The sequence below is a fragment of the Salinivirga sp. genome, assembly GCF_055145285.1.
Map to the genome: position 1 here is coordinate 35744 of NZ_JBSRDC010000071.1, position 20717 is coordinate 56460.

Consider the following 20717-nt stretch of genomic DNA (forward strand, 5'->3'; position numbering starts at 1 on the left):
CTTTGGCGTATCCATAAGTTAGTACACCTAATTGTTAGTGGTTTATTCATTAACAACCATTCAAATTCACTACATTGTTTCTTTTATCATTAGGTCAATACCTTGGCGCAAAATGTTTTGAACTTCTATTTTTGAAGTGCACACATATTCGCACAAGGCCATATCTTCTTCGACAACTTCAAATATTCCCAGTTGTTCCATTTCATCAATGTCTTCTATCATGATGGCTTTAAGTAAATGCACTGGCATAACATCCATCGGGAAAACTTTTTCATATTCACCAGTTACAACAAATGCACGTTGATCGCCATGCATATTTGCAGACATTTCATATTTTTTTCCGGGCATTAACCAGGAGAAATATGCTCTACTGGCAGAAAACTGGTTGAACCTTGGCATTGCCCATCCAAAAAATTCATATTCGTCACCTTCGGGAATAACTGTTATCTGTGAATCGTAAAAACCCAGGAATCCAGTTTTGTGAATTTTACTTCCGGTAAGTGGGTTACCACTTATATATCGAAGTGTTTCACTGGTGTCGCTTTCTTTGAAGCAAGGAAGCATTTCTGTTCCAATACGGGTTCTGCAATAACCTCTTTGGTGAGTATGGGAGCCTGTTAAAGCCACTACACGCTCAAAACTAACTTCACCCTTTTCAAAGAGTTTACCTATCATGGCTACATTTTGAGGGTGTACGGTCCATACTTTTTCTCCTTTTATCAGAGGTTTAGTATGATGAATTTGTATACCCACATTGCCTGCAGGGTGGGGGCCCGAAAAGTAAGTTTTTTCCACGCCAGGTGTTTCTTCAAAGAATCCGGGGGCACCCGCTTTAAGGCCCAGAAAAACCTCACCATCTGTAAGTTTAGAAAGAATCTTTATTCCATTGAAAAAATCATCTTTGTCATCGGCCATAGCAAAATCAAGGTCTGGTGCCAGGGGGCCTGATTCAAAAGATGAAATAAATACATCGCGTGGTTTGTCTTCCGGATTAGCCACGATGCCGTATGGTCTCATTTCAATGTAAGGCCATAAACCGGAATTAAGCATAAGCTGAATAATTTCTTCACGTGAATATTCTTCCAGCTTTTTTGTTTGGTGTTTGATAACTTCTTTTGGATCGTTTGTTTCTATTACGACGTCCAAAATTCGTCTTCTTTCACCACGGTTCACATCAACCACTTTTCCACTTACAGGTGCTACAAGCACTATGTCGTTGTTCTTTTTATCAAACATAACAACATCACCTGCTTTTACTTCAGTATCCTGCTTGGCTTTGAGTTTGAGATCAAGTCCCTTGAAATCTGGTGGTTTAATAGCAAACCTTCCGGTCTCAGGCATGTCTCTCAGTTTTTTCGGAGCTGCTCCCTTTATGGGTATATCAAGCCCTTTCTTAATTTTAACAACTTTTGACATGTCGTTTTTCCATTTAATTTATAGCTAATGTGGACAAAGGTAATATTTTTGTACGTTAAAGGTATGTAAATTTATGTTGATATACATCTTTAAATAACTTGATGCAAATCAACTTTTCCTGTAAAAATATTTAAACATCACTATTTATGGTTTGTTCAGCAAGACTTTATAGAAATTTTGAATTAGGCTTTATAATGGCCAGTTTTTTATTCTTTTTACCTTTCCAAGGTTTAAAAGCCCAAAGTATTAGGCCTGATTCAATGCTGATAAAAAAAATTGAAGAAAAATATGCATCTAACGGAAATTATGTGTTTAATCAGCATATTCGTAGTATAAAACTTACCAATCCCAGTTGGGAGCTAAGCTATCCTGTTTTACAACTAAATGCTCAGCAGCAACTGAAATTATCGTTTGATGAATTAAGTGATGAGTTCAAAACCTATTATTACACTATTGAGCACATGAACAGTGACTGGACTGAACGCGATGCCATGTTTACTGAGTATGCAAACGGTTTTGAAGAAAATGAGATAAGAGATTATGAATCTTCTTACAGTGCCATTGAACCATATATACATTATGAACTGCTTATCCCAAATGACGATATACAACTTAAATTATCCGGGAACTATTTGCTGAGCGTTTATGATGGGAATAAAAACAATCTCCTTTTTACAAGACGTTTCGTAGTATATGAGCAAAAAACCATTATTGAAGGCGAGGTTAAGCGTGCCATGTCTGAAAATTATGGAAGTACAAGTCATAAAATACCTTTCTCTGTGTATTTGAGAGATGTGCAGGTCAATGATCCTTATACCCAGGTTGAAGTTAAAATATTACCCAATAATAACTGGTTCAAAGTACATGAAAATTTTCAGCCCTTGTTTATCAGGGGTGAACAGCTTGTGTATAAAGATAAAGAACAAAATATTTTTCGGGCAGGAAATGAATACCGTACCTTTATCACAAAAGATCTGACCTATGAAGCTATTATGGTGGAGCGTATTCAAAAAATTAATTATGATTACCACGTGAAGTTGCGCCCTGATAAACCACGCCGCTATTTGCAATATGAACATCATCAGGACTTAAATGGCATGTTTACTATTGATAAAAGCAACAGCATGACTCCGGCCCTCGATGCCGACTACGTGAATGTGTATTTTACACTCGATGTGGAAACACCAATTTTGACCGGTCAGGTTTTTGTTTATGGTGCCCTTACAGATTATACTTTTTCATCGAAAAATGTTATGAATTACAATCCTCGCAGGAAGCAATACGAGCTGCGACTTAAATTAAAACAGGGATATTATGATTATCAATATGTGGTATTGGAACGCCATAAAAATAATGAAGCAGACTTTAGTTATATTGAAGGCAATAAATGGCAAACCAATAATGACTATCTTATTTATGTGTATTATCACGATTTATTAAGAGGTTACAGCAAAGTTGTAGGATTTAAAACGTTACGAACAAGTTTTTAAATTCAAGGGTAATGGATTATTAAATAATAATTGATTTAGTAACGGAAGAAATAAGGCCATTTCTAAAAGAGGGCAAGGATGCAGATTATATACCAGCCCTTGCCAGTGTTGATGCCAATCAGTTTGCAATGTCTGTTGTAAAGGTAATTTGCACGTAAGTATTAAAGCGATTGAGCTCTTTAGTACCAAGACCGGAGTGTCGGTGTTTTAGACTGGCACGGCAAAAAAAAGCCGATTCTTTGCAGAATCAGCTTTTGGTATCAATGCGAGCATTTTTATTTATAAATATCTTCGAGCATTTCTCTTAATTCTTCGTGATCAAAACGGTTAGCTACAACTTTACCATCCGGGTCAATCAGTACGGTGTGCGGAATACTGTTTACACCATAAAGCTGGCTGGCCTCGTTTTTCCAGCCTTTAAGGTCAGATACCTGGGTCCACGGTAGGTTGTCTTCATGAATAGCTTTAATCCATGCTTCGCGCGATTGGTCTAAAGAAACGCCTAATACCTGGAAACCTTTTGGATGGAAATCATTATAAATTTCTACTACATGCGGGTTTGCCCTGCGACAGGGACCGCACCATGCTGCCCAAAAATCAACAAGGGTGTAGTTGCCACGAAAATCTTTCAATGCAACTTCGTTTTCTGCAGTGTCCTTCATCGTGAATAATGGAGCTTCTTTACCAACACGTGTTTTTTCAAGTTTTGCTAAATGACTTTCCAGGTATTCGTAATAAGCATTGTTTTGATTACTTTCAGGTACCTTGTCTAATACTTCCTTAAGTTTTTTGTAATCCATTGTATAAACAAGTTTACGACGCACAATGTATAATCCTACAAGATTATCGAGGTTATTCATTGCAAAAGACTCTGAATAAGCCTGTTCTTTATCATATAAACCTTCTACTAATCCCCGGATAGAATCCTCACGGATTTTATTTTTTTCCTGTTGCGCTTGCTGATATTCACCGTATAAACGCTGATTTTTCAGGTTGTAATAACTTGAGCTATCATTATATTGTTCAAAAATATCATTCAACTTTGAACCTTCGTAATTAAACGCTCCCGGGTTTCCTTCAGCAGGTGTTATTTTAATGGTCTCGTTTTCCAGGAATAGGGGCTGGCGTTTATTTGTGCCTTTTAAGTTAAAAAATACCAGTTCGGGTCTTTCGACAGATCCAGTAAAATGATATCCGTCTTTCCATTGAGCCGAATCAAATGGCACCAACTGGTTGTTTTCTACTTTCATCAAATAAGCCCAGTCAGCCTCTTTCTGAACGGTTTTTATTTTAACGTCATAGCCTGTTTCTTCTGTGCAAGCGCCCAAAATCAAAATGGCAGCTAGCATTACGAGTATTTTTTTCATAGAGTTTGGTTCTTTAATGTAAAACATGATGTAAAAATAGTAAAACCTGAATCAGAAAAAAATACTGGTCGGTCTTAATCTTAATTTTTCATTCAATTAAAAAAAATATATATTTGTCGTGCACAAATTAACTAAAAATGGACTCAACACAAATATTAATCAGGATTCGCAAAATTGTGAGATCTATTAATTTAGAATCTAAACAAATACAAAAAAAATACGGCATTAGTATACCTCAGCTGCTCTGCTTGCAATTTTTACATAAATCAGATAATTTTCAGGCTACACATAAAGTTATTACAAAATACCTTGAACTTAATAGTAGCACGGTCACCGGAATCATTAACCGATTACAAAAGAAAGGGTATGTAGCCAGACTACCAAAGCAGCAGGACAAGCGAACTACGTATATTGTACTGACCTCCAATGGTGAAAATATGCTGAAAAATTCACCCCAACTGTTGCATACCCGTTTAAGTACTAAGCTGGATAATGTTTCTGCAGAATCAATTGAGGTAATTAGCGAATCGCTTGACAAAATTATTGCCCTGCTGGAAATTCAGGATATGGAGGCATCGCCCGTACTGGTGGCTGACGATTTTAAAGCAAATGATCAAATTGAAAATACAAATAAAAAAGATTCATGAATTATTATATTCTGCACAACATGATTGAAATAATTAATTGAAAATATGGCATTTATAGAATTAGATCGAGAGAAATTACATCACAATTATCAGTTTTTAAAACGAACTTTTGATAAGAATAACATTGAATTCGGAATTGTAACCAAATTACTTTGTGGTCACAATGCCTATTTGAAGGAAGTTATTAATTTGGGCGTGAAACAAGTATGCGATTCCCGCATCAGCAACCTCAAGAAGGTAAAAGGTATCAACTCCGAAGTCGAAACTATTTACATCAAACCTCCGGCAAAGCGAAGTATTAAAAGTATAGTAGCTTATGCCGATATAAGTTTGAATACAGAATCATACACCATCAATTTACTTTCTGAAGAAGCACAACGTCAGCAAAAAGTGCACAAGATCATCATCATGATTGAAATGGGCGATTTGCGCGAAGGTGTCATGCGTGAGGATTTTATCGATTTTTACGAAAAGGTATTTGAAATGCCCAATATCGAAGTTGTGGGTATAGGAACCAATTTGAGTTGTATGAGCGGCGTAATGCCCAGCCCCGATAAGCTTATTCAGTTGAGTTTATACGAGCAGCTTATTGAGGCCCGTTTCAGCCGCAACGTACCTTATGTATCTGGAGGTACATCTGTTACCTTGCCAATGCTCTTGCAGGGAATGTTGCCACCAGGTATTAACCACTATCGTCTGGGCGAAACCCTGTATTTGGGCAATAACCTCATAAACGACAAACCCATCAAGGGCATGAAACAAAATGCTCTGACGTTATATGCAGAACTGATTGAACTAACAGAAAAACCGGTTGTCCCTGAGGGCGATCTGGGCGAAAATGTAGATGGCCAAAAGGCAGAAATTGACCCTGAAGATCTTGGGAAAACAGCCTATCGCGGATTGCTCGATATTGGTTTACTTGATATTGACCCGCGCCATATTGAACCTTTCGATCCGGATGTGGAAATTGCCGGAGCATCTTCCGATATGATTGTAATCGACCTCGGTTCCGAACAACCAAGGTATAAAGTAGGAGATTTAATACGTTTGCGCATGACATATATGGGCGCACTTGGCGTGATGAACTCCAATTATATCGAGAAACGGATTGTGTAAGAAAATATCCTTATTTTTGCAATTCCCGGGGACAGATACCCCGGGAATTTTTGTGCTGTACACATGACAAAGCAAGTTATATTATTCGATAACTACGATTCTTTTACCTACAACCTGCTACATCTTTTGAAAACAGTGCGGCCTGGTTACCGGTTCGATGTTTTCAGGAACAGAGATCGCACAATTCTGCGGGAAACACCTCACGTGCTGGTTATTGGACCAGGTCCTATGACTCCGGCTGAGACTGGTTTGTTGCAGGAATATTTTGAGTTTGTGGTTGAAAAAAAGCAAATTCCTGTTTTTGGTGTATGTCTTGGAATGCAGTTTTTGGCCTGGCGCGAGGGTATTAAAGTAAGCCGTTCGACCCAGCCGGCACATGGAGCAGCAGTTATTGTAAAGCACCGTCAAAATGATATTTTCGAAGGAGTCAATGCCCGCTTTGAAGGTGCAAGATATAATTCGTTGGAAGTGCAAGCAAAGCAAATTAATAATTCACCCGAGTTTAAGCTATTGGCACACGCTCCAGAGAATAATGCTGCAATGGCGCTCAAACATAATTATCAACCATGGACTGGCGTGCAGTTTCACCCCGAAAGTTTTCTTACATCTCAGGGCGCATTAATCATTGATAATTTTTTCAAACAATATGTTGAAGTTTAGTGCACATCCTATTTCAGTCAACCATATAATTGACCTGCAAGCGGCCATTAATCTTGTGGAGCAATGGGACGGGTCATTGCTCTATACCAGTCCTGATGTAGATGGTGAACATAATATCATTCTGGCTTTTAATCCATTGCATGATATTGATGATAGTGAGCCACTGGAAACAATTGATCACTTATTGCAAAATCATCAATTCACTTTTCCCTGGATTTTTGGTTATTTGGGTTACGACACAAAAGGTCTGTTGGAGGAAGGGGGCATTTATCATAATTTGCGCGATACAGGGTTCTCACTTTACCGGTTTCATGTGTATCAATACGTAATTATTCTAGATCAGCAATGGTCCGTTAAAGATGCTTTCGAACTCCAATCGAACGCAGAAAAACAAAATATGCTCAATATTGAACAAGCCTTTAATATTTCGCAAAATGACCCAGAGCATTTTTCGGTTTTTCATTTACACTCCGTTCCAGATCAAAAAGGGTTTATGAAAGGGGTTAGGAGAATTCAGGAATACATAAGGGCAGGAGATATTTACCAGGTGAATTTAACGCGAAAAATTTCGGGTCGATTTCAAGGTAATGAGCAAGCCGCTGCTCTGGCGCTTTTAAAATCGAATCGCATCGAATTTGGCGTTTTTTATAAATCAAAAGATCAGTACCTCATTTCAACTTCTCCCGAAAGATTTTTCAAAATACAGAAAGATAAAATTACAGCTTCTCCGATTAAAGGAACTGCACCTCGCCTGAATGGCGACAATGAGGGCGGTCAGAAACTCATTCATGACCAAAAAAACTTGAGGGAGCTCGCCATGATCACAGACTTATTGCGTAACGATATTTCAAAAATTTGTTCCCCGGGCAGCGTAAAGGTCAATGGTTTTCCAATATTAAAAACACTGAAAAATGTGTATCATTTAGTGGCTGATGTGGAAGGAACCCTTGATGATAAGCTTTTTTCGCATATTATTAAAGCGCTCTTTCCCGGTGGGTCCATTACCGGTTGTCCCAAGGTCAGGGCCTGTCAGATAATTGAAGAGCTTGAGCAAAAGGGCAGGGGACCCTATACCGGCAGCTTTGGTTATCTATCGGGCAACGGTGAAATGGATTTTAATATTCTTATTCGTACGGTATTTATTGAACTTAACCAGCTTTCTTTCAATGTGGGTGGGGGTATTACTTTACTTTCCGATCCTGAGGATGAATACGAAGAAACACTACACAAAGCACAAAACATCTTAAAAGCTCTCAAGCAATGAACTTTTGCCTGTAAATGCTTTGTAATGTGGATTTAACGAAAAATTAACATGTTTTAGTACGTTTCCGCAAACGTTTTCATTGTGTTGTGTGTTGAATATCAAAAGGTTATTTCTTTGTTGTCTGATACAGCAAATCCAAAATAATATATTATTTTTGTATGCTGGATATAAAAGCGAATTTTAATAAGTTTTAATCAAACATAAAAACGATTTAATTATGACTAAACACGTTTATACCTTTGGCGATGGTAAGGCTGAAGGAAAAACAGAAATGAAAAATTTGTTGGGTGGTAAAGGTGCTAACCTTGCTGAAATGAATCTTATCGGTGTTCCGGTACCTGCAGGTTTTACAATTACTACTGAAGTATGTACAAAATATAACCAGGAGGGTGAAGAAGCCACATTTGCTGCCATCAAAGGAGAGGTAGAAAAGGCTGTAAAAGCCACAGAAGATGCTATGGGCGCCAAATTCGGTTCTCAAACCGATGAATTCCCGTTGCTGCTTTCTGTTCGCTCCGGTGCACGCGTTTCAATGCCAGGTATGATGGATACAGTACTTAACCTGGGAATGAATGACGATACAGTTAAGATTGTAGCAGAAAAATCAGGCAACGAACGTTTTGCCTGGGACTCCTACCGCCGTTTTATCCAAATGTACGGTGATGTGGTAATGGGCGTTGAGGCCGAAAAAGGTGAAAGTGATCCTTTCGAGGTTGAAATCGAAAAAATTAAAGAAGAAAAAGGTTATAAATTAGATACAGAATTTACACCAGAAGACCTAAAAAAACTTGTTGAGGCCTTTAAAAAGGTAATTAAAGATAAAACAGGAAAAGCATTCCCCAATGACCCATGGGAACAACTTTGGGGTTCTGTTGCTGCTGTTTTTGGCAGTTGGAACAACAAGCGTGCTATTTATTACCGACGTATGCATCAAATACCTGACGAGTGGGGAACTGCCGTAAACGTTCAGGCTATGGTGTATGGTAACATGGGTAAAAACTCCGCTACAGGTGTGGCCTTTACGCGCGACGCTGGTACCGGAGAAGATATCTTTAACGGTGAATACCTGATCGACGCTCAGGGTGAGGATGTTGTTGCCGGTATTCGCACACCACAGGAAATTACAAAAGAAGGTTCTTTGCGCTGGGCTAAGCGTGCAGGTATTTCTGAAGACAAACGTAAAGCTGAATTTCCATCACTGGAAGAAGCTATGCCGAAAGTCTATAAGGAATTGGATACCGTTCAGCAAAAGCTTGAGGACCACTACAAAGATATGCAGGACCTTGAGTTTACCATTCAGGATGGTAAATTATGGATGCTCCAAACCCGTAACGGAAAACGTACAGGTGCCGCCATGGTAAAAATGGCCGTAGATATGATGGAAGAAGGCATGATAGACGAAAAAACTGCCATGCTGCGCATTGAACCCAATAGGCTTGATGAATTGCTTCACCCTGTATTTGATAAGGAGGCTATTAAAGATGCTAAAGTATTATCAAAAGGACTGCCTGCTTCTCCAGGTGCAGCCACTGGTCGTGTAGTATTCGACGCTGACGATGCAGAAGAGTGGAAGGACCGTGGCGAAAAAGTTATTTTGGTACGTACCGAAACTTCTCCCGAAGACCTCAGCGGTATGAACGTATCAGAAGGTATTCTTACTTCTCGTGGTGGGATGACTTCGCACGCTGCTGTTGTAGCTCGCGGTATGGGTAAATGCTGTGTTTCCGGAGCCGGTGATGTAATTGTAAACTATGCCAAAAAACAATTTACTGTTGACGGTACAGCCTATAAAGAAGGCGATTGGATTTCGCTTAACGGTTCTACCGGCGAAGTTTACGAAGGTAAAGTAGCTACTATTGATCCAGAATTGGCCGGAAACTTTGGTCAGATTATGGAATTGGCTGAAAAATATACCCGCATGGATGTACGCACAAATGCTGACACACCACATGATGCGGAAACAGCATTTAACTTTGGTGCCAAAGGTATTGGTCTTTGCCGTACTGAGCACATGTTCTTCGAAGGCGAACGCATTAAAGCCGTTCGTGAAATGATTTTGGCCAACGATGAAGCTGGTCGTCGTAAGGCGCTTGGCAAATTGTTGCCCTGGCAGCGCGAGGATTTTGAAGGTATTCTTAAAGCTATGGACGGATACGGAGTAACAATCCGCTTGCTCGATCCACCATTGCACGAGTTTACGCCAAACGATGAAAAATCGCAGGAGCAAATGGCCAAAGAACTTGGTATACCTGCTGATGAAGTGAAAGCTAAAGTTGAATCACTCCACGAATTTAACCCAATGTTGGGCCACCGTGGATGTCGCCTCGGAAATACTTATCCTGAAATTACAGAAATGCAGGCGCGTGCCATTATCGAAGCAGCTTGCAACCTCAAGTCACAAGGACTGAATCCGAAGCCGGAAATTATGGTACCACTTATTGGTACAGTTGCCGAACTGAAAATGCAGGAAGAAATCATCCGCAGTGTAGCAGCTGATGTATTCAAAGAAAAGGGTGTAGAGGTTGATTACCTTGTAGGTACAATGATCGAGATTCCACGCGCTGCACTTACTGCAGACGAGGTAGCTGAAGTTGCCGAATTCTTCTCTTTTGGTACCAACGACCTTACCCAAATGACTTTCGGTTATTCGCGTGACGATGCCGGTAAATTCTTACCCATTTACCTTGAAAAAGGCTTGCTGAAAAACGATCCTTTCCTGGTATTGGATCAAACAGGAGTCGGACAACTCGTTGAAATGGGAACACAGAAAGGCCGCAGCACTAAGAAAGACCTGAAAGTAGGTATTTGTGGTGAGCACGGCGGTGAGCCAAGTTCAGTAGAATTTTGCCACCGTGTGGGAATGAACTACGTTTCATGCTCGCCATACCGCGTACCAATCGCACGTTTGGCTGCCGCACAGGCAAATATTCGCTAGTTTCGTTTTGTTAATAAAATTCGAAATATCTCAAAAGCCTCCGGAAACGGGGGCTTTTTTTGGTGGCATATTTTCCTAAAGCTATCAACTGATTGAATTTTAGTGGATTGACTCAAAAAATCTGTAAAAAGTGCCAAATAGCAACTTAGCCGATGACTATGCTCAAAGCAACCCAGGAGGGTTCATATTTATAGAATTATAGCAAGAAAGAATACAACTACACAGCCAACCCAGGTTACAAAAACCAAAACCTTAAGCAAAACCCTGCCATACATCCCGCTTGCTTTATCTCTTACTGCCGTTGCTCTTGCCGTTTTTATGGACTGGCAGTACTGGCTCAACCTGGCTACAGCTACTTTTATTGCTTTTTTAGCATTGATTAAAAAGTAAAACCGCTCCAAAACCCCTTCCCAATATCGGGGACACTAAATTTTGATTTTAATGTGGGATTAGCAGGGGGAATTCGATTTATTTAAAGTTAACTTTTATTTTTTTATATTATTATCAATTGACAAATCCCAGAACCACCATTTGTTGGGGGCGTTTTTTTCAACTTCATATTTACGGATATAACCTACCTTGTATAAGTTAAGAAATAAAATAAATACCTTTTTATATTCATTTTTCGGCAATTCAATTATGCGATAAAGATTGCCCTGATTAACTCCTTTTCTTAATAAAACACAAGGTGTAAACGTAGGCTTTAGCTTACTATACTTAATAGCTGTTTCAACATCTTCATTTTTTACATCTGATTGTATGATCAAGTATATTAAGTCCTCAAGAAATTTCTTTTTATCATTTATTTCAAGAATTTCAAACTCCTGAATCAGTCTATCAATCCCTTCTAAATCTTGACCAAATTTATTAACTAATATTTCAGTTTCTAAAGTCATAATAAATTTTATTGAGGTTTTATAGTAATATAGGGTTTACTTTTATTTAATTCTCCTTTAAACACATCTATCCTACGTGGTAAAGCATCTATTTTAGAAGGAGCACCAGGCGCACCAGGCAATGAATTTTTAATTTTTTTCCATTGCTTATTCGTTAAGCCTTGAATTACATAGTCAAAGTCTGATGTTGCTTTGGCAGTTACCCGATCGCGCGGATTTGTAATCCGTGCGCGTTACCTAAGTTAAAATCACTATCGACATATTAAAGCTTAATTATATGTAATCAACTTTTGCGATTCTAAAATCACTTCGATTGCATAAGATAAATTTGCATAATTTCTCGCAGAACTAAAAAAATATTCCCATGGTTCGTTTACTATCATATCTTCAACCGGATTTTGATGGATATATTCCAGCTTTTCGTAGAAAAATTTATTACTGTAAATCAGTTCCGGGTGATTGCCATCCTGCCACACTTTATAGTTTTGACCACGCTTTAGCCCTTTACATTAGTGTTTGAGAAATGGCAAAATCCATTCCCTTCTGCTTTCAGGTTCTTCTTGTATTTGACGCACAATCTCTTTCGAGGTAAACTTCTTAAAATCCCTCAATATATCTGACAAACTAAAACCTTCATCGGCTTTGCACAATAAATGTAAATGACTGTGCATTAAGACCCAACCAAAAATGACTAATCCTTTATGCTTTTGGCAATATTCTAATGAATTTACAATCGTTAGCTTGTGGTTTTTACGAGTAAAAATATCAACCCAACCAACTGTGGTCATGGTGATAAAATAGGCTTTGCTGTTGTCGTGAATCTTGTATTTTTCTGACATATAGCAAAAGTACAGAATCTATTTAAATTCGAAAAGCTTTTATCTGAGCAACAGGCACGGATTACAAATCCGCGCTATCGGGGGGGGCGGCACAGCTCTTTTTTATTCAATTGAACGGCGAAGCCCTCACGAACACAATTGAAAATTTAAGTGATTGTGAGTAAAATAAAAGTGATCATAAAAATGTGCTGTGACGGCTTGGCATGGATTTTTCCGCCGGCAGGCGGACGCAGTGCTGACGATTGATGACGAATACCGCTTTTCCTGCCTTGTGCGGTGGGGTTTAATATTGAAGTTTTCCTGGATCTTTTCGGTTGTCCCAAAATGAATAAAGTTCTATAACACTGTCTTCTTCATTGATATTATAGAATAAACTGTTGTGTTTAGTTACAAGGGCTTTCCGTATATCTTCAATGGCTGAAGCTTTAAATTGATATGGGTTTTTCTGTATTTGTTCTATTACTTTGTTAGTCTTCTGAGCAAAATTGCGGACTTCTTTTTCTGTCCATTTATTTTCAAGGTATGCTATTATTGCTTCAAAGGTTTCTTCTGCTTCTTCTGTCCATTTTACTTTTAAAGCCATTTCTCATACTTTTTCATAACTTCACTATGATCTTTAGTTTGCCCATTTTTAGCTTGTGTCATTCCTCTTTTTACAGATTCCTGAACATTTACAGGCAAATCATTCCAAAAATCAGTATCGCTTAACTGTTTAGCCAGAATTGCTCTAATGGCATTTAGTATAGTTTCATCATTGACCTTGTCAATCAAGTTATGTAAGTCTGATTTTAATTCAATCGAGTCCATAATTTCCATTGTTTTATTCTCCTACAAATTTAACGATTAATATTGACTTTTAGTTTCGGATAAAGGATGCAACTTCTCTAATTTGCTTTTCAGGTTGTCCAGGCTATTGATTTTGTAACGTTCGGTTGAGCTTACATATTTGTGTCGGGCCATGTATTTAAACCAATCAATATTTTACACTTTGACCAACAAAAACTATTTTTAAGCTCGCGCCAGCGGGGGTTCTATATTATCGGATGAATTAATTGTCATCGGTTTACTTAAAAAAACATCCTGATAAAGACGCAAATAGTAACTCTGCCCATGACTATCCTCAAAACATTTTATCTGTGGGGCTTCCTTTACCCATGCTAATTTAAAACCTTTTCAAATTACCCATTTCCGAAAAAAAACACATGTTTGCCGTTTTTTAGCTCATCGGCATTTCATAAATTCACCATGCGAAATCTCGGCTATTGGTAATGTTTTAAAAGACTGATTATGCGTGTACAACGGCTCCCTCAAAAACCTGCTCAAACTGAACCTTCAGAGCAGGTCGATCTAAGTTTACTGGATCCATTAATTGAAAAGTATAAAGCCAAAAAAGGTAATATGATTCCTTTGCTGCAGGGCACACAGGATATATTTGGGTATTTGCCCCGTCCCGCCTTTGGCAAAATAGCAGAAGAAACCGGACTAAACCTCAATGATATGTTTGGTGTGGCTACTTTTTATGCCCAGTTTCGACTGAAGCCCGTTGGAAAGCATATTGTGAAAGTATGTCACGGCACAGCATGTCATGTGCAAAATGCTACAAAAATTAGTGAAGCACTGGAAGATACGCTGGGTGTAAAAGATGGTGAAACAACTGATGATATGAGCTTTACACTTGAGTCTGTAGCCTGCCTTGGATGTTGCTCTCTTGCTCCGGTAATGATGGTCGGCGATGAAACATATGGAAATTTGGATGGTAAAAAAGCCTCAAAAATTGTAAAGGATATCCGTCGCAGCGAGCAAAACTGATTTGTTTAAGAATACAAGCATTTATCTGATAAAATCTCACACCAATTTATGGAAAAACTTCAGGTTAAAGTAGATATAGGCAGTTCCGGTATTGCAGCCGGTGCCGGTAAGGTGCATACACACCTTCAGGACATCATCAAACAAGATCAGTTGCCAATTGATTTGCAGCAAACAAGCGGTATTGGGATATGTTATAAAGAACCTCTTGTGGAGGTTAAAGATGCTGATGGTACCTATTTGTATGGTGATATGACGCCCGAGTTGATTGAAGATGTCTTAAACAGCCATCTCAAACTCAATGTGCCATTGGAAAAATATGTAGTGCACACAGCCAGTTTCGATACACCGCACAATGGTTTTTTAAATGACCAGATACGCATTGCTTTGCGGCATTGTGGTGTTATTGATCCGGAAAGAATTGAAGAATATGAGGTACATGAGGGGTATAAAGCGATTAAAAGTCTTTTAAAAAACAAGGTGGAGTCGCCTCAGGTAATACAAACCATTATCGATTCCGGTCTTCGGGGGCGCGGAGGTGGCGGTTTCCCAACGGGCTTAAAATGGAAATTTGCTTTCAACAGTAAATCAGACGAAAAATATATTATTTGCAATGCCGATGAGGGCGACCCGGGTGCGTTTATGGACCGGTCTTTACTCGAAGGAGATCCGCATGCTGTGCTGGAAGGTATGATTATCGGAGCTTATGCCATGGAGGCCACCGGAGGTGTAATTTATTGCCGCGCAGAATATCCGCTGGCCATAAAGAGACTTAGTAAAGCTATTCAACAGGCGCATGAAAAAGGATATTTAGGAAAAAATAGTTTTGGTATCGAAGGATTCGACTTTGATATTTATGTAAAAGAAGGTGCAGGCGCTTTCGTGTGTGGAGAAGAGACCGCCTTAATTGCCTCTATCGAAGGCAAAAGAGGTATGCCCCGCAAGCGACCGCCTTTTCCGGCTGTATCAGGTTTGTGGGAAAAACCTTCCAATATCAATAATGTGGAAACACTGGCCAATATCCCCTGGATTATAAACAACGGGCCGGAAAAGTATGCTGCTTACGGAACTGAGAAAAGTAAAGGAACAAAGGTTTTTGCACTGGCCGGTAAAATCAATCGAGGCGGCCTGGTAGAAGTGCCCATGGGTATTTCCATCGAAGATGTGGTATACAAACTTGGCGGTGGTATTCCCGATAATAAAAAGCTCAAAGCTGTACAGCTTGGTGGCCCTTCCGGAGGTTGTATCCCTGCCCACTTGCTCGATACAAAGGTTGATTACGAATCGGTAACAGCTACCGGAGCCATAATGGGCTCAGGTGGTTTGGTGGTAATGGATGAGACAACCTGCATGGTCGATGTGGCTAAGTTCTTCCTCGATTTTACACGCAAAGAGTCCTGTGGAAAATGCACTTTCTGCCGAATTGGTACAAAACGTATGCTTGAAATCCTTACGAGAATTAGTGAAGGGGATGGCAAACCAGAAGATATTGATAAATTGCTTGATCTTGGAGAAGAGGTGAAGAAGAATTCACTCTGTGGTTTAGGTCAAACAGCTCCCAACCCGGTATTGACCACCATTCGATACTTCCGTGATGAATATGAAGCCCATATAAACGATAAAAAATGTCCCGCCGCTGTGTGTAAACAATTATTGCATTACGAAATTGATCCTGAGAAATGTACAGGTTGTACGGTTTGTGCCAGAGCTTGCCCGACCGATGCCATTTTAGGTGAGCGAAAAGGTGTGCACGTCATCGACCAGGAAAAATGTATACAATGCGGTGAGTGCTACAGCAAGTGTAATTTCGATGCAGTTTTAGTTTCATAAACCCGACAAAAAAGTATTTATGAGCGATAAAGTCAATATAATTCTCAATGGAAAAAATATCAAAACCAATGCTGGTGAAACCATTCTGGAGATGGCCCGCCAACATAAAATTGATATTCCTACTCTGTGTTACGATGAGCGTTTGAAACCCAACTCATCATGTTTTGTATGCGTGGTGGAGGTTGAGCAAAACGGTAAAAAAAGCATGCAACCATCTTGTTCTACATTCGTGAACGAGGGCATGCACATCAACACATCCAATGAGGCTGTAAAAAAGTCCAGAAAAACTGCTTTGGAACTAATGCTCAGTAATCACTATGCTGATTGTGTGGGTCCATGCAAAGAAGAGTGTCCTGCAGGGGTAGATGTACAAGGCTACATATCACTTATTGAAAAGGAGCATTACAGTGATGCCATTGCTTTGATAAAAGAAACCAACCCGCTCCCGGCCATTTGTGGTCGCGTGTGTGTGCGTCCATGCGAGGTGGCATGTCGGCGTAATTTGCTGGACGAGGATAATGCCGTCGGAATTGATTATTTGAAACGTTTTGCAGCTGATCAGGACTTTAACAGCAAGCATTATCATAAACCTGAAATAGCTGAATCTACCGGTAAACGTGTTGCCATAGTTGGTGCCGGCCCGGGCGGGTTATCTGCAGCATGGTTTTTACAACAAAAAGGCCATCAATGTGATATTTTTGAGGCTCAGCCCCATGCAGGCGGTTGGTTGCGGTATGGCATACCTGAATACCGGCTTCCGAATGATATTCTCGATAAAGAAGTGGAGCGCATCACAGAATTGGGTGTGAAAATTAACTATAATCAAAAACTGGGCGATAATTTAAGTTATGCGCAACTTGAAAAAGATTTCGATGCCACCATTTTAACCATCGGATCACAAAGAGGAACATTGCTCCGCGCCGAGGGTGAAGATGCTGAAAACGTATTTTCAGGGATCGATTTTTTGCGCAATATGGAAATGACCGGGCAGCGATACGACTTTACAGGCAAAAAAGTAGCTGTAGTAGGTGGTGGCAATACCGCCATGGATTGCTGCCGCACTGCCATTCGCTGCGGGTCAACAGATGTTAAAGTTGTTTATCGCCGCACAGAGAAAGAGATGCCGGCCAACCCGATAGAGATTCACGAGTCGAAACTTGAGGGAGTGGAATACAATCTATTGACCAACCCGGTAAAGGTCAATAAGGATGATGAAGGCCGGGTGAAAAGTATGACCCTTATAAAAATGGAGCTGGGCGAACCCGATGAGAGCGGTCGCCGCAGGCCTAAACCCATAGAGGGATCGGAGTACGATGAGGAGTTTGATTATATCCTGGCAGCTATTGGTCAGAAAACCGACATCAACTTTTTGGATGATATTAACCAAAACAGCCAGAACGGCGAATTGGTAGCCAACCGTTGGGGCGACATTGATGCAAACGAACAAACATTACAAACCTCCATTCCTTCGGTTTTTGCAGCAGGTGATGGCGTTACAGGTCCTGCCACAATTATAGAGGCTGTAGCTCAGGCTAAAACTGCTGCACACAGTTGCCATCAGTTTTTAATGGGAGAGGAGATTAAACCAGAACCCAAAGAATTTTTCAGTCGCAAAGCAAACTTTAAGAAGCAGGAGAAAAAAGATTATGCGGAAAGGTATCAAAAGCAAATGCGGGAAGAGATGCCCACTTTACCCGAAAATGAGCGCGTGAATTTTAATGAAGTTGAATTGGGATATGCCGGAGTGGAAGTGGCAAAGCGCGAAACACAACGCTGCCTTGAGTGTGGCTGTAGTGCATTGCATACTTGCGATTTAAAGGCTTATGCTACTGAATACCAGGCAGAACAAATGGCTTTTAGCGGTGAATTTAAAGATTTTGAACCCGATCATTCACACCCCTTTATAGAAATCGATAATAACAAATGTATTTTGTGTAGCCGATGTGAGAGAGTCTGTAAAAATATAGTGGGAGCCAATGCTCTTGGATTAGTGGAACGTGGATTTGAAACTTACATTGCACCGAGCATGGGCAATTCTCTCAACGATACCAATTGCGAATCTTGCGGTATGTGCATTTCTGCATGCTCAACAGGCGCTATAACGGAGAATGTACTCTTTAAGCCATTGCCGGTAAAAATGGAAACATCAAAAACAATCTGTAATTACTGCAGTATTGGATGCGAAATAGAAATACATAACAAAAATGGTTTTGTAACAGCTGTGGAAGGTGCTGAAGGCACAGTGAACAGGGACGGCAATATATGTCGCTATGCAAGATTTGGTTATCACTATTTGAATGATAACCGCAGAATAACAAAACCGTTGATAAAAGAAAACGGCCAATTCCGTGAAGCTGAATTTGACGAAGTTTTTGAATTAATTAAAAAATACTTCGACAAAACAGATGGAGATAAAAACGCATTGTTTGCCGGCTCACGCCTCTCGAATGAGGAGCTTTACCTTGCCGGCAAGTTGGCTCGTGAAGGTATGAAAACCCAAAATGTCGGTAGCTTCCATTACCTGGGTCGCGAATATGGTTATCTGAATAATAACCGACACAATGTAGCTTTTGACCAGCTTAAAGATGCAGGAAAATTTTTCTTACTGGGGGCTGATATCAATGCAGATAATGCGGTAGCTGGTTTTATGGTTCAGCAACAGGTTTCCGAAAACAACACTCCCTTGGTTGTGATTACCGATAAGAAGGAATCATCTATGTCGTATAAAGCTGATGAAACTTTGCATGTGCAATCTTATTACGATCTGGTAAAAGCCATGAATCATTATATAGTTTCAGCGGGAAAGGAGAACCAAATGTTTATTGATGCCCAGTGCGATAATTTTGAAACTTATAAATCAGCGCTTCTGGCGAGTGATTATAATACGCTCATTAAGCGGGCCGGCTTGCCACAAGAACAGGTCGAAAAGCTTGCCGATGCTTATAACCTTGAACCAAACGCCATATTAATATTTTCTGAAAAAGAAGTTGATACAGGAACTTCACAGGAGATTCTTAACCTGGCCATGATAACCGGAAAGCTGGGTAAAACGGCCATGGGCATTATAGCCCTGAAGGAGAAAAATAATGCCCAGGGACTGATGGATATGGGTATGGCTCCGGCACTTACTATTGGTGGTGAAATGACTGTCAATACTGACGGAACCCTGAAGATGAAAGTTCAGGAAGGCGCCTTTAAAAACCTGATGATTCTGGGTGAAGACCCGGTGGGAACAGCTAAAAATCAGCATGATATTGCAAAGCTAATGGACAATGCTTCATTTGTTGTTGTGCAAGATGCTTTTATGACAGAAACCGCAAAGCTTGCAGATGTTGTTTTACCGGCGTCATTTACCATAGAATCAAGTGGTAGCTATACCAACACCAACCGTTTCATTCAATCGTATACACATCACTTTAGTGCCAAAACAGGTAAAACTACTTTTCATCAGCTTGTAGCCTTGTTGGACAAATATGGAATTGAAACAGCTAAAGATGCTGCTTATGTGATGGATGAAATCGCTCGTGAGTTGCCCGGGGCAATGGACAATAAACTACATTTTAAAGCAACAGAGCACATTGGCGAGAGTGCTATGTTCAATCATGGAGCAGATTCTATTAATAAAGCATTTGATGAAATGTTTGAGCGTGCATTTACAAAAAAGCGAATAGAGGTAGAAGCCGGTTTTTATGCCTAATGCAATAGTAAATACTTAAAAATATAGCCATGAAGAACTTTAAAAACATTGACGAGATTCTGGATTTTGCCATGCAAAGTGAACAGGAAGCGGTAGATTTTTATAACAAATTGGCATCAGACGCAAAAACGAAGGATATGCAGGAAATTTTTGAGCAGTTTGCGCAAGAGGAGGTTAGCCATAAAGCCCGGCTAAAAGAAATAAAAACAAACAGAACATTCGAAGTGCCTGACGAGAAAGTATCTGATTTGCAAATTGCTGATTATACAACAAAAGTACAGCCTAAACCCGACATGGATTACCAGGACGCCCTTGTGGTGGCCATGCAAAAAGAAAAGGCAGCATTCAGACTGTATACAAATCTTGCCAAACGTGCACCTAACACCGACATGCAAACACTTTTTGAAGCCCTGGCAATGGAAGAATCAAAACATAAACTTCGTTTTGAGCTGGAATATGATGAACATATCCTGCGTGAGAACTAAAAATTATTGCAGATAAACCACAAGAGGCTGTCCAAATAGGTTCGAAGACGTCATAGCGAGAGAAACGAAGCTATCTGTTAAAAACTTGAAGGAAATCAAACAGATCGCTTTGTCGCTCTCACTTTCGCTCTACTAATACGGCAAGTCGTTCCGCACAATGACGGCAATGTTTTACTTTTTGGACAGTCTCTTTCATCGGTTGTTTTTTACTGAAATATTTTTAAACTCAATACGCAGCAGGTTGTTTATAATTTACGTAAACATTAAAC

Annotated in this window: 16 protein-coding genes; 10 read left to right on the forward strand and 6 right to left on the reverse strand. The window is 39.8% G+C overall.

Annotation, left to right across the window (positions count from 1 at the left end; all coding sequences use genetic code 11):
* Positions 1-69: 69 nt before the first annotated feature.
* Positions 70-1416 carry a Na(+)-translocating NADH-quinone reductase subunit A gene (locus tag ACTB0Y_RS15065; RefSeq protein ID WP_463207659.1) on the reverse strand — a complete coding sequence of 449 codons (1347 nt, stop codon included), beginning with the start codon at positions 1414-1416 and terminating at the stop codon, positions 70-72.
* A 260-nt stretch (positions 1417-1676) separates the two neighbouring features.
* On the opposite strand from ACTB0Y_RS15065, the gene ACTB0Y_RS15070 reads away from it, so the two are divergent.
* Positions 1677-2906, forward strand: coding sequence for a type IX secretion system plug protein (locus ACTB0Y_RS15070; RefSeq protein ID WP_463207660.1), 1230 nt, complete (start codon positions 1677-1679; stop codon positions 2904-2906).
* A 275-nt stretch (positions 2907-3181) separates the two neighbouring features.
* On the opposite strand, the gene ACTB0Y_RS15075 is transcribed toward ACTB0Y_RS15070, so the two are convergent.
* Positions 3182-4273, reverse strand: a complete 1092-nt coding sequence (locus ACTB0Y_RS15075) for a redoxin domain-containing protein (RefSeq protein WP_463207661.1) — start codon at positions 4271-4273, stop codon at positions 3182-3184.
* A 137-nt stretch (positions 4274-4410) separates the two neighbouring features.
* Here ACTB0Y_RS15075 and ACTB0Y_RS15080 point away from each other — a divergent pair, with 137 nt between their 5' ends.
* The 5 genes from ACTB0Y_RS15080 to ppdK all read left to right on the forward strand — a co-directional run bounded on the left by ACTB0Y_RS15080 (position 4411) and on the right by ppdK (position 10895).
* A complete protein-coding gene (locus tag ACTB0Y_RS15080; RefSeq protein WP_463207662.1) occupies positions 4411-4920 on the forward strand; it encodes a MarR family winged helix-turn-helix transcriptional regulator in 510 nt (169 codons plus the stop codon).
* Between the two features lie 45 nt (positions 4921-4965).
* Positions 4966-6036: an alanine racemase gene (locus ACTB0Y_RS15085; RefSeq protein ID WP_463207663.1), complete on the forward strand. Its 1071-nt coding sequence runs from the start codon at positions 4966-4968 to the stop codon at positions 6034-6036.
* A 63-nt stretch (positions 6037-6099) separates the two neighbouring features.
* Positions 6100-6696 (forward strand): aminodeoxychorismate/anthranilate synthase component II, encoded by a 597-nt coding sequence (locus ACTB0Y_RS15090; RefSeq protein WP_463207664.1) that lies wholly within the window; start codon positions 6100-6102, stop codon positions 6694-6696.
* Entirely contained in the window at positions 6683-7960 is a 1278-nt protein-coding gene (locus ACTB0Y_RS15095; protein ID WP_463207665.1) for an anthranilate synthase component I family protein, read from the forward strand. The genes ACTB0Y_RS15090 and ACTB0Y_RS15095 overlap by 14 nt, the downstream gene beginning before the upstream one ends.
* A 214-nt stretch (positions 7961-8174) precedes the next feature.
* The gene (ppdK, locus tag ACTB0Y_RS15100; protein WP_463207674.1) at positions 8175-10895 is read left to right on the forward strand and encodes a pyruvate, phosphate dikinase; all 2721 of its coding nucleotides are present in this window, start codon (positions 8175-8177) and stop codon (positions 10893-10895) included.
* 485 nt (positions 10896-11380) lie between these two features.
* Here ppdK and ACTB0Y_RS15105 read toward each other — a convergent pair whose 3' ends face one another.
* From ACTB0Y_RS15105 to ACTB0Y_RS15120, 4 genes are all read right to left on the reverse strand, one after another.
* Positions 11381-11791 (reverse strand): DUF5958 family protein, encoded by a 411-nt coding sequence (locus ACTB0Y_RS15105; RefSeq protein WP_463207666.1) that lies wholly within the window; start codon positions 11789-11791, stop codon positions 11381-11383.
* A 509-nt stretch (positions 11792-12300) separates the two neighbouring features.
* Complete coding sequence (locus ACTB0Y_RS15110) at positions 12301-12630, reverse strand: transposase (protein WP_463207667.1); 330 nt, start codon at positions 12628-12630, stop codon at positions 12301-12303.
* Positions 12631-12913: 283 nt separating this feature from the next.
* Positions 12914-13213: a type II toxin-antitoxin system RelE/ParE family toxin gene (locus tag ACTB0Y_RS15115; protein ID WP_463207668.1), complete on the reverse strand. Its 300-nt coding sequence runs from the start codon at positions 13211-13213 to the stop codon at positions 12914-12916.
* Positions 13204-13437 (reverse strand): hypothetical protein, encoded by a 234-nt coding sequence (locus tag ACTB0Y_RS15120; protein ID WP_463207669.1) that lies wholly within the window; start codon positions 13435-13437, stop codon positions 13204-13206. Before ACTB0Y_RS15120 ends, ACTB0Y_RS15115 begins: the two co-directional genes overlap by 10 nt.
* Positions 13438-13917: 480 nt before the next feature.
* Here ACTB0Y_RS15120 and nuoE point away from each other — a divergent pair, with 480 nt between their 5' ends.
* Genes nuoE through ACTB0Y_RS15140 form a run of 4 tightly spaced genes read left to right on the forward strand, consistent with a single transcriptional unit; the run spans position 13918 to position 20448 of the window.
* A complete protein-coding gene (gene nuoE, locus ACTB0Y_RS15125; protein ID WP_463207670.1) occupies positions 13918-14439 on the forward strand; it encodes an NADH-quinone oxidoreductase subunit NuoE in 522 nt (173 codons plus the stop codon).
* Between the two features lie 48 nt (positions 14440-14487).
* Positions 14488-16266 carry an NADH-ubiquinone oxidoreductase-F iron-sulfur binding region domain-containing protein gene (locus ACTB0Y_RS15130; RefSeq protein WP_463207671.1) on the forward strand — a complete coding sequence of 593 codons (1779 nt, stop codon included), beginning with the start codon at positions 14488-14490 and terminating at the stop codon, positions 16264-16266.
* Positions 16267-16285: 19 nt separating this feature from the next.
* The gene (locus ACTB0Y_RS15135) at positions 16286-19963 is read left to right on the forward strand and encodes a molybdopterin-dependent oxidoreductase (RefSeq protein ID WP_463207672.1); all 3678 of its coding nucleotides are present in this window, start codon (positions 16286-16288) and stop codon (positions 19961-19963) included.
* Between the two features lie 29 nt (positions 19964-19992).
* Complete coding sequence (locus ACTB0Y_RS15140) at positions 19993-20448, forward strand: ferritin family protein (protein WP_463207673.1); 456 nt, start codon at positions 19993-19995, stop codon at positions 20446-20448.
* Positions 20449-20717 lie beyond the last annotated feature (269 nt).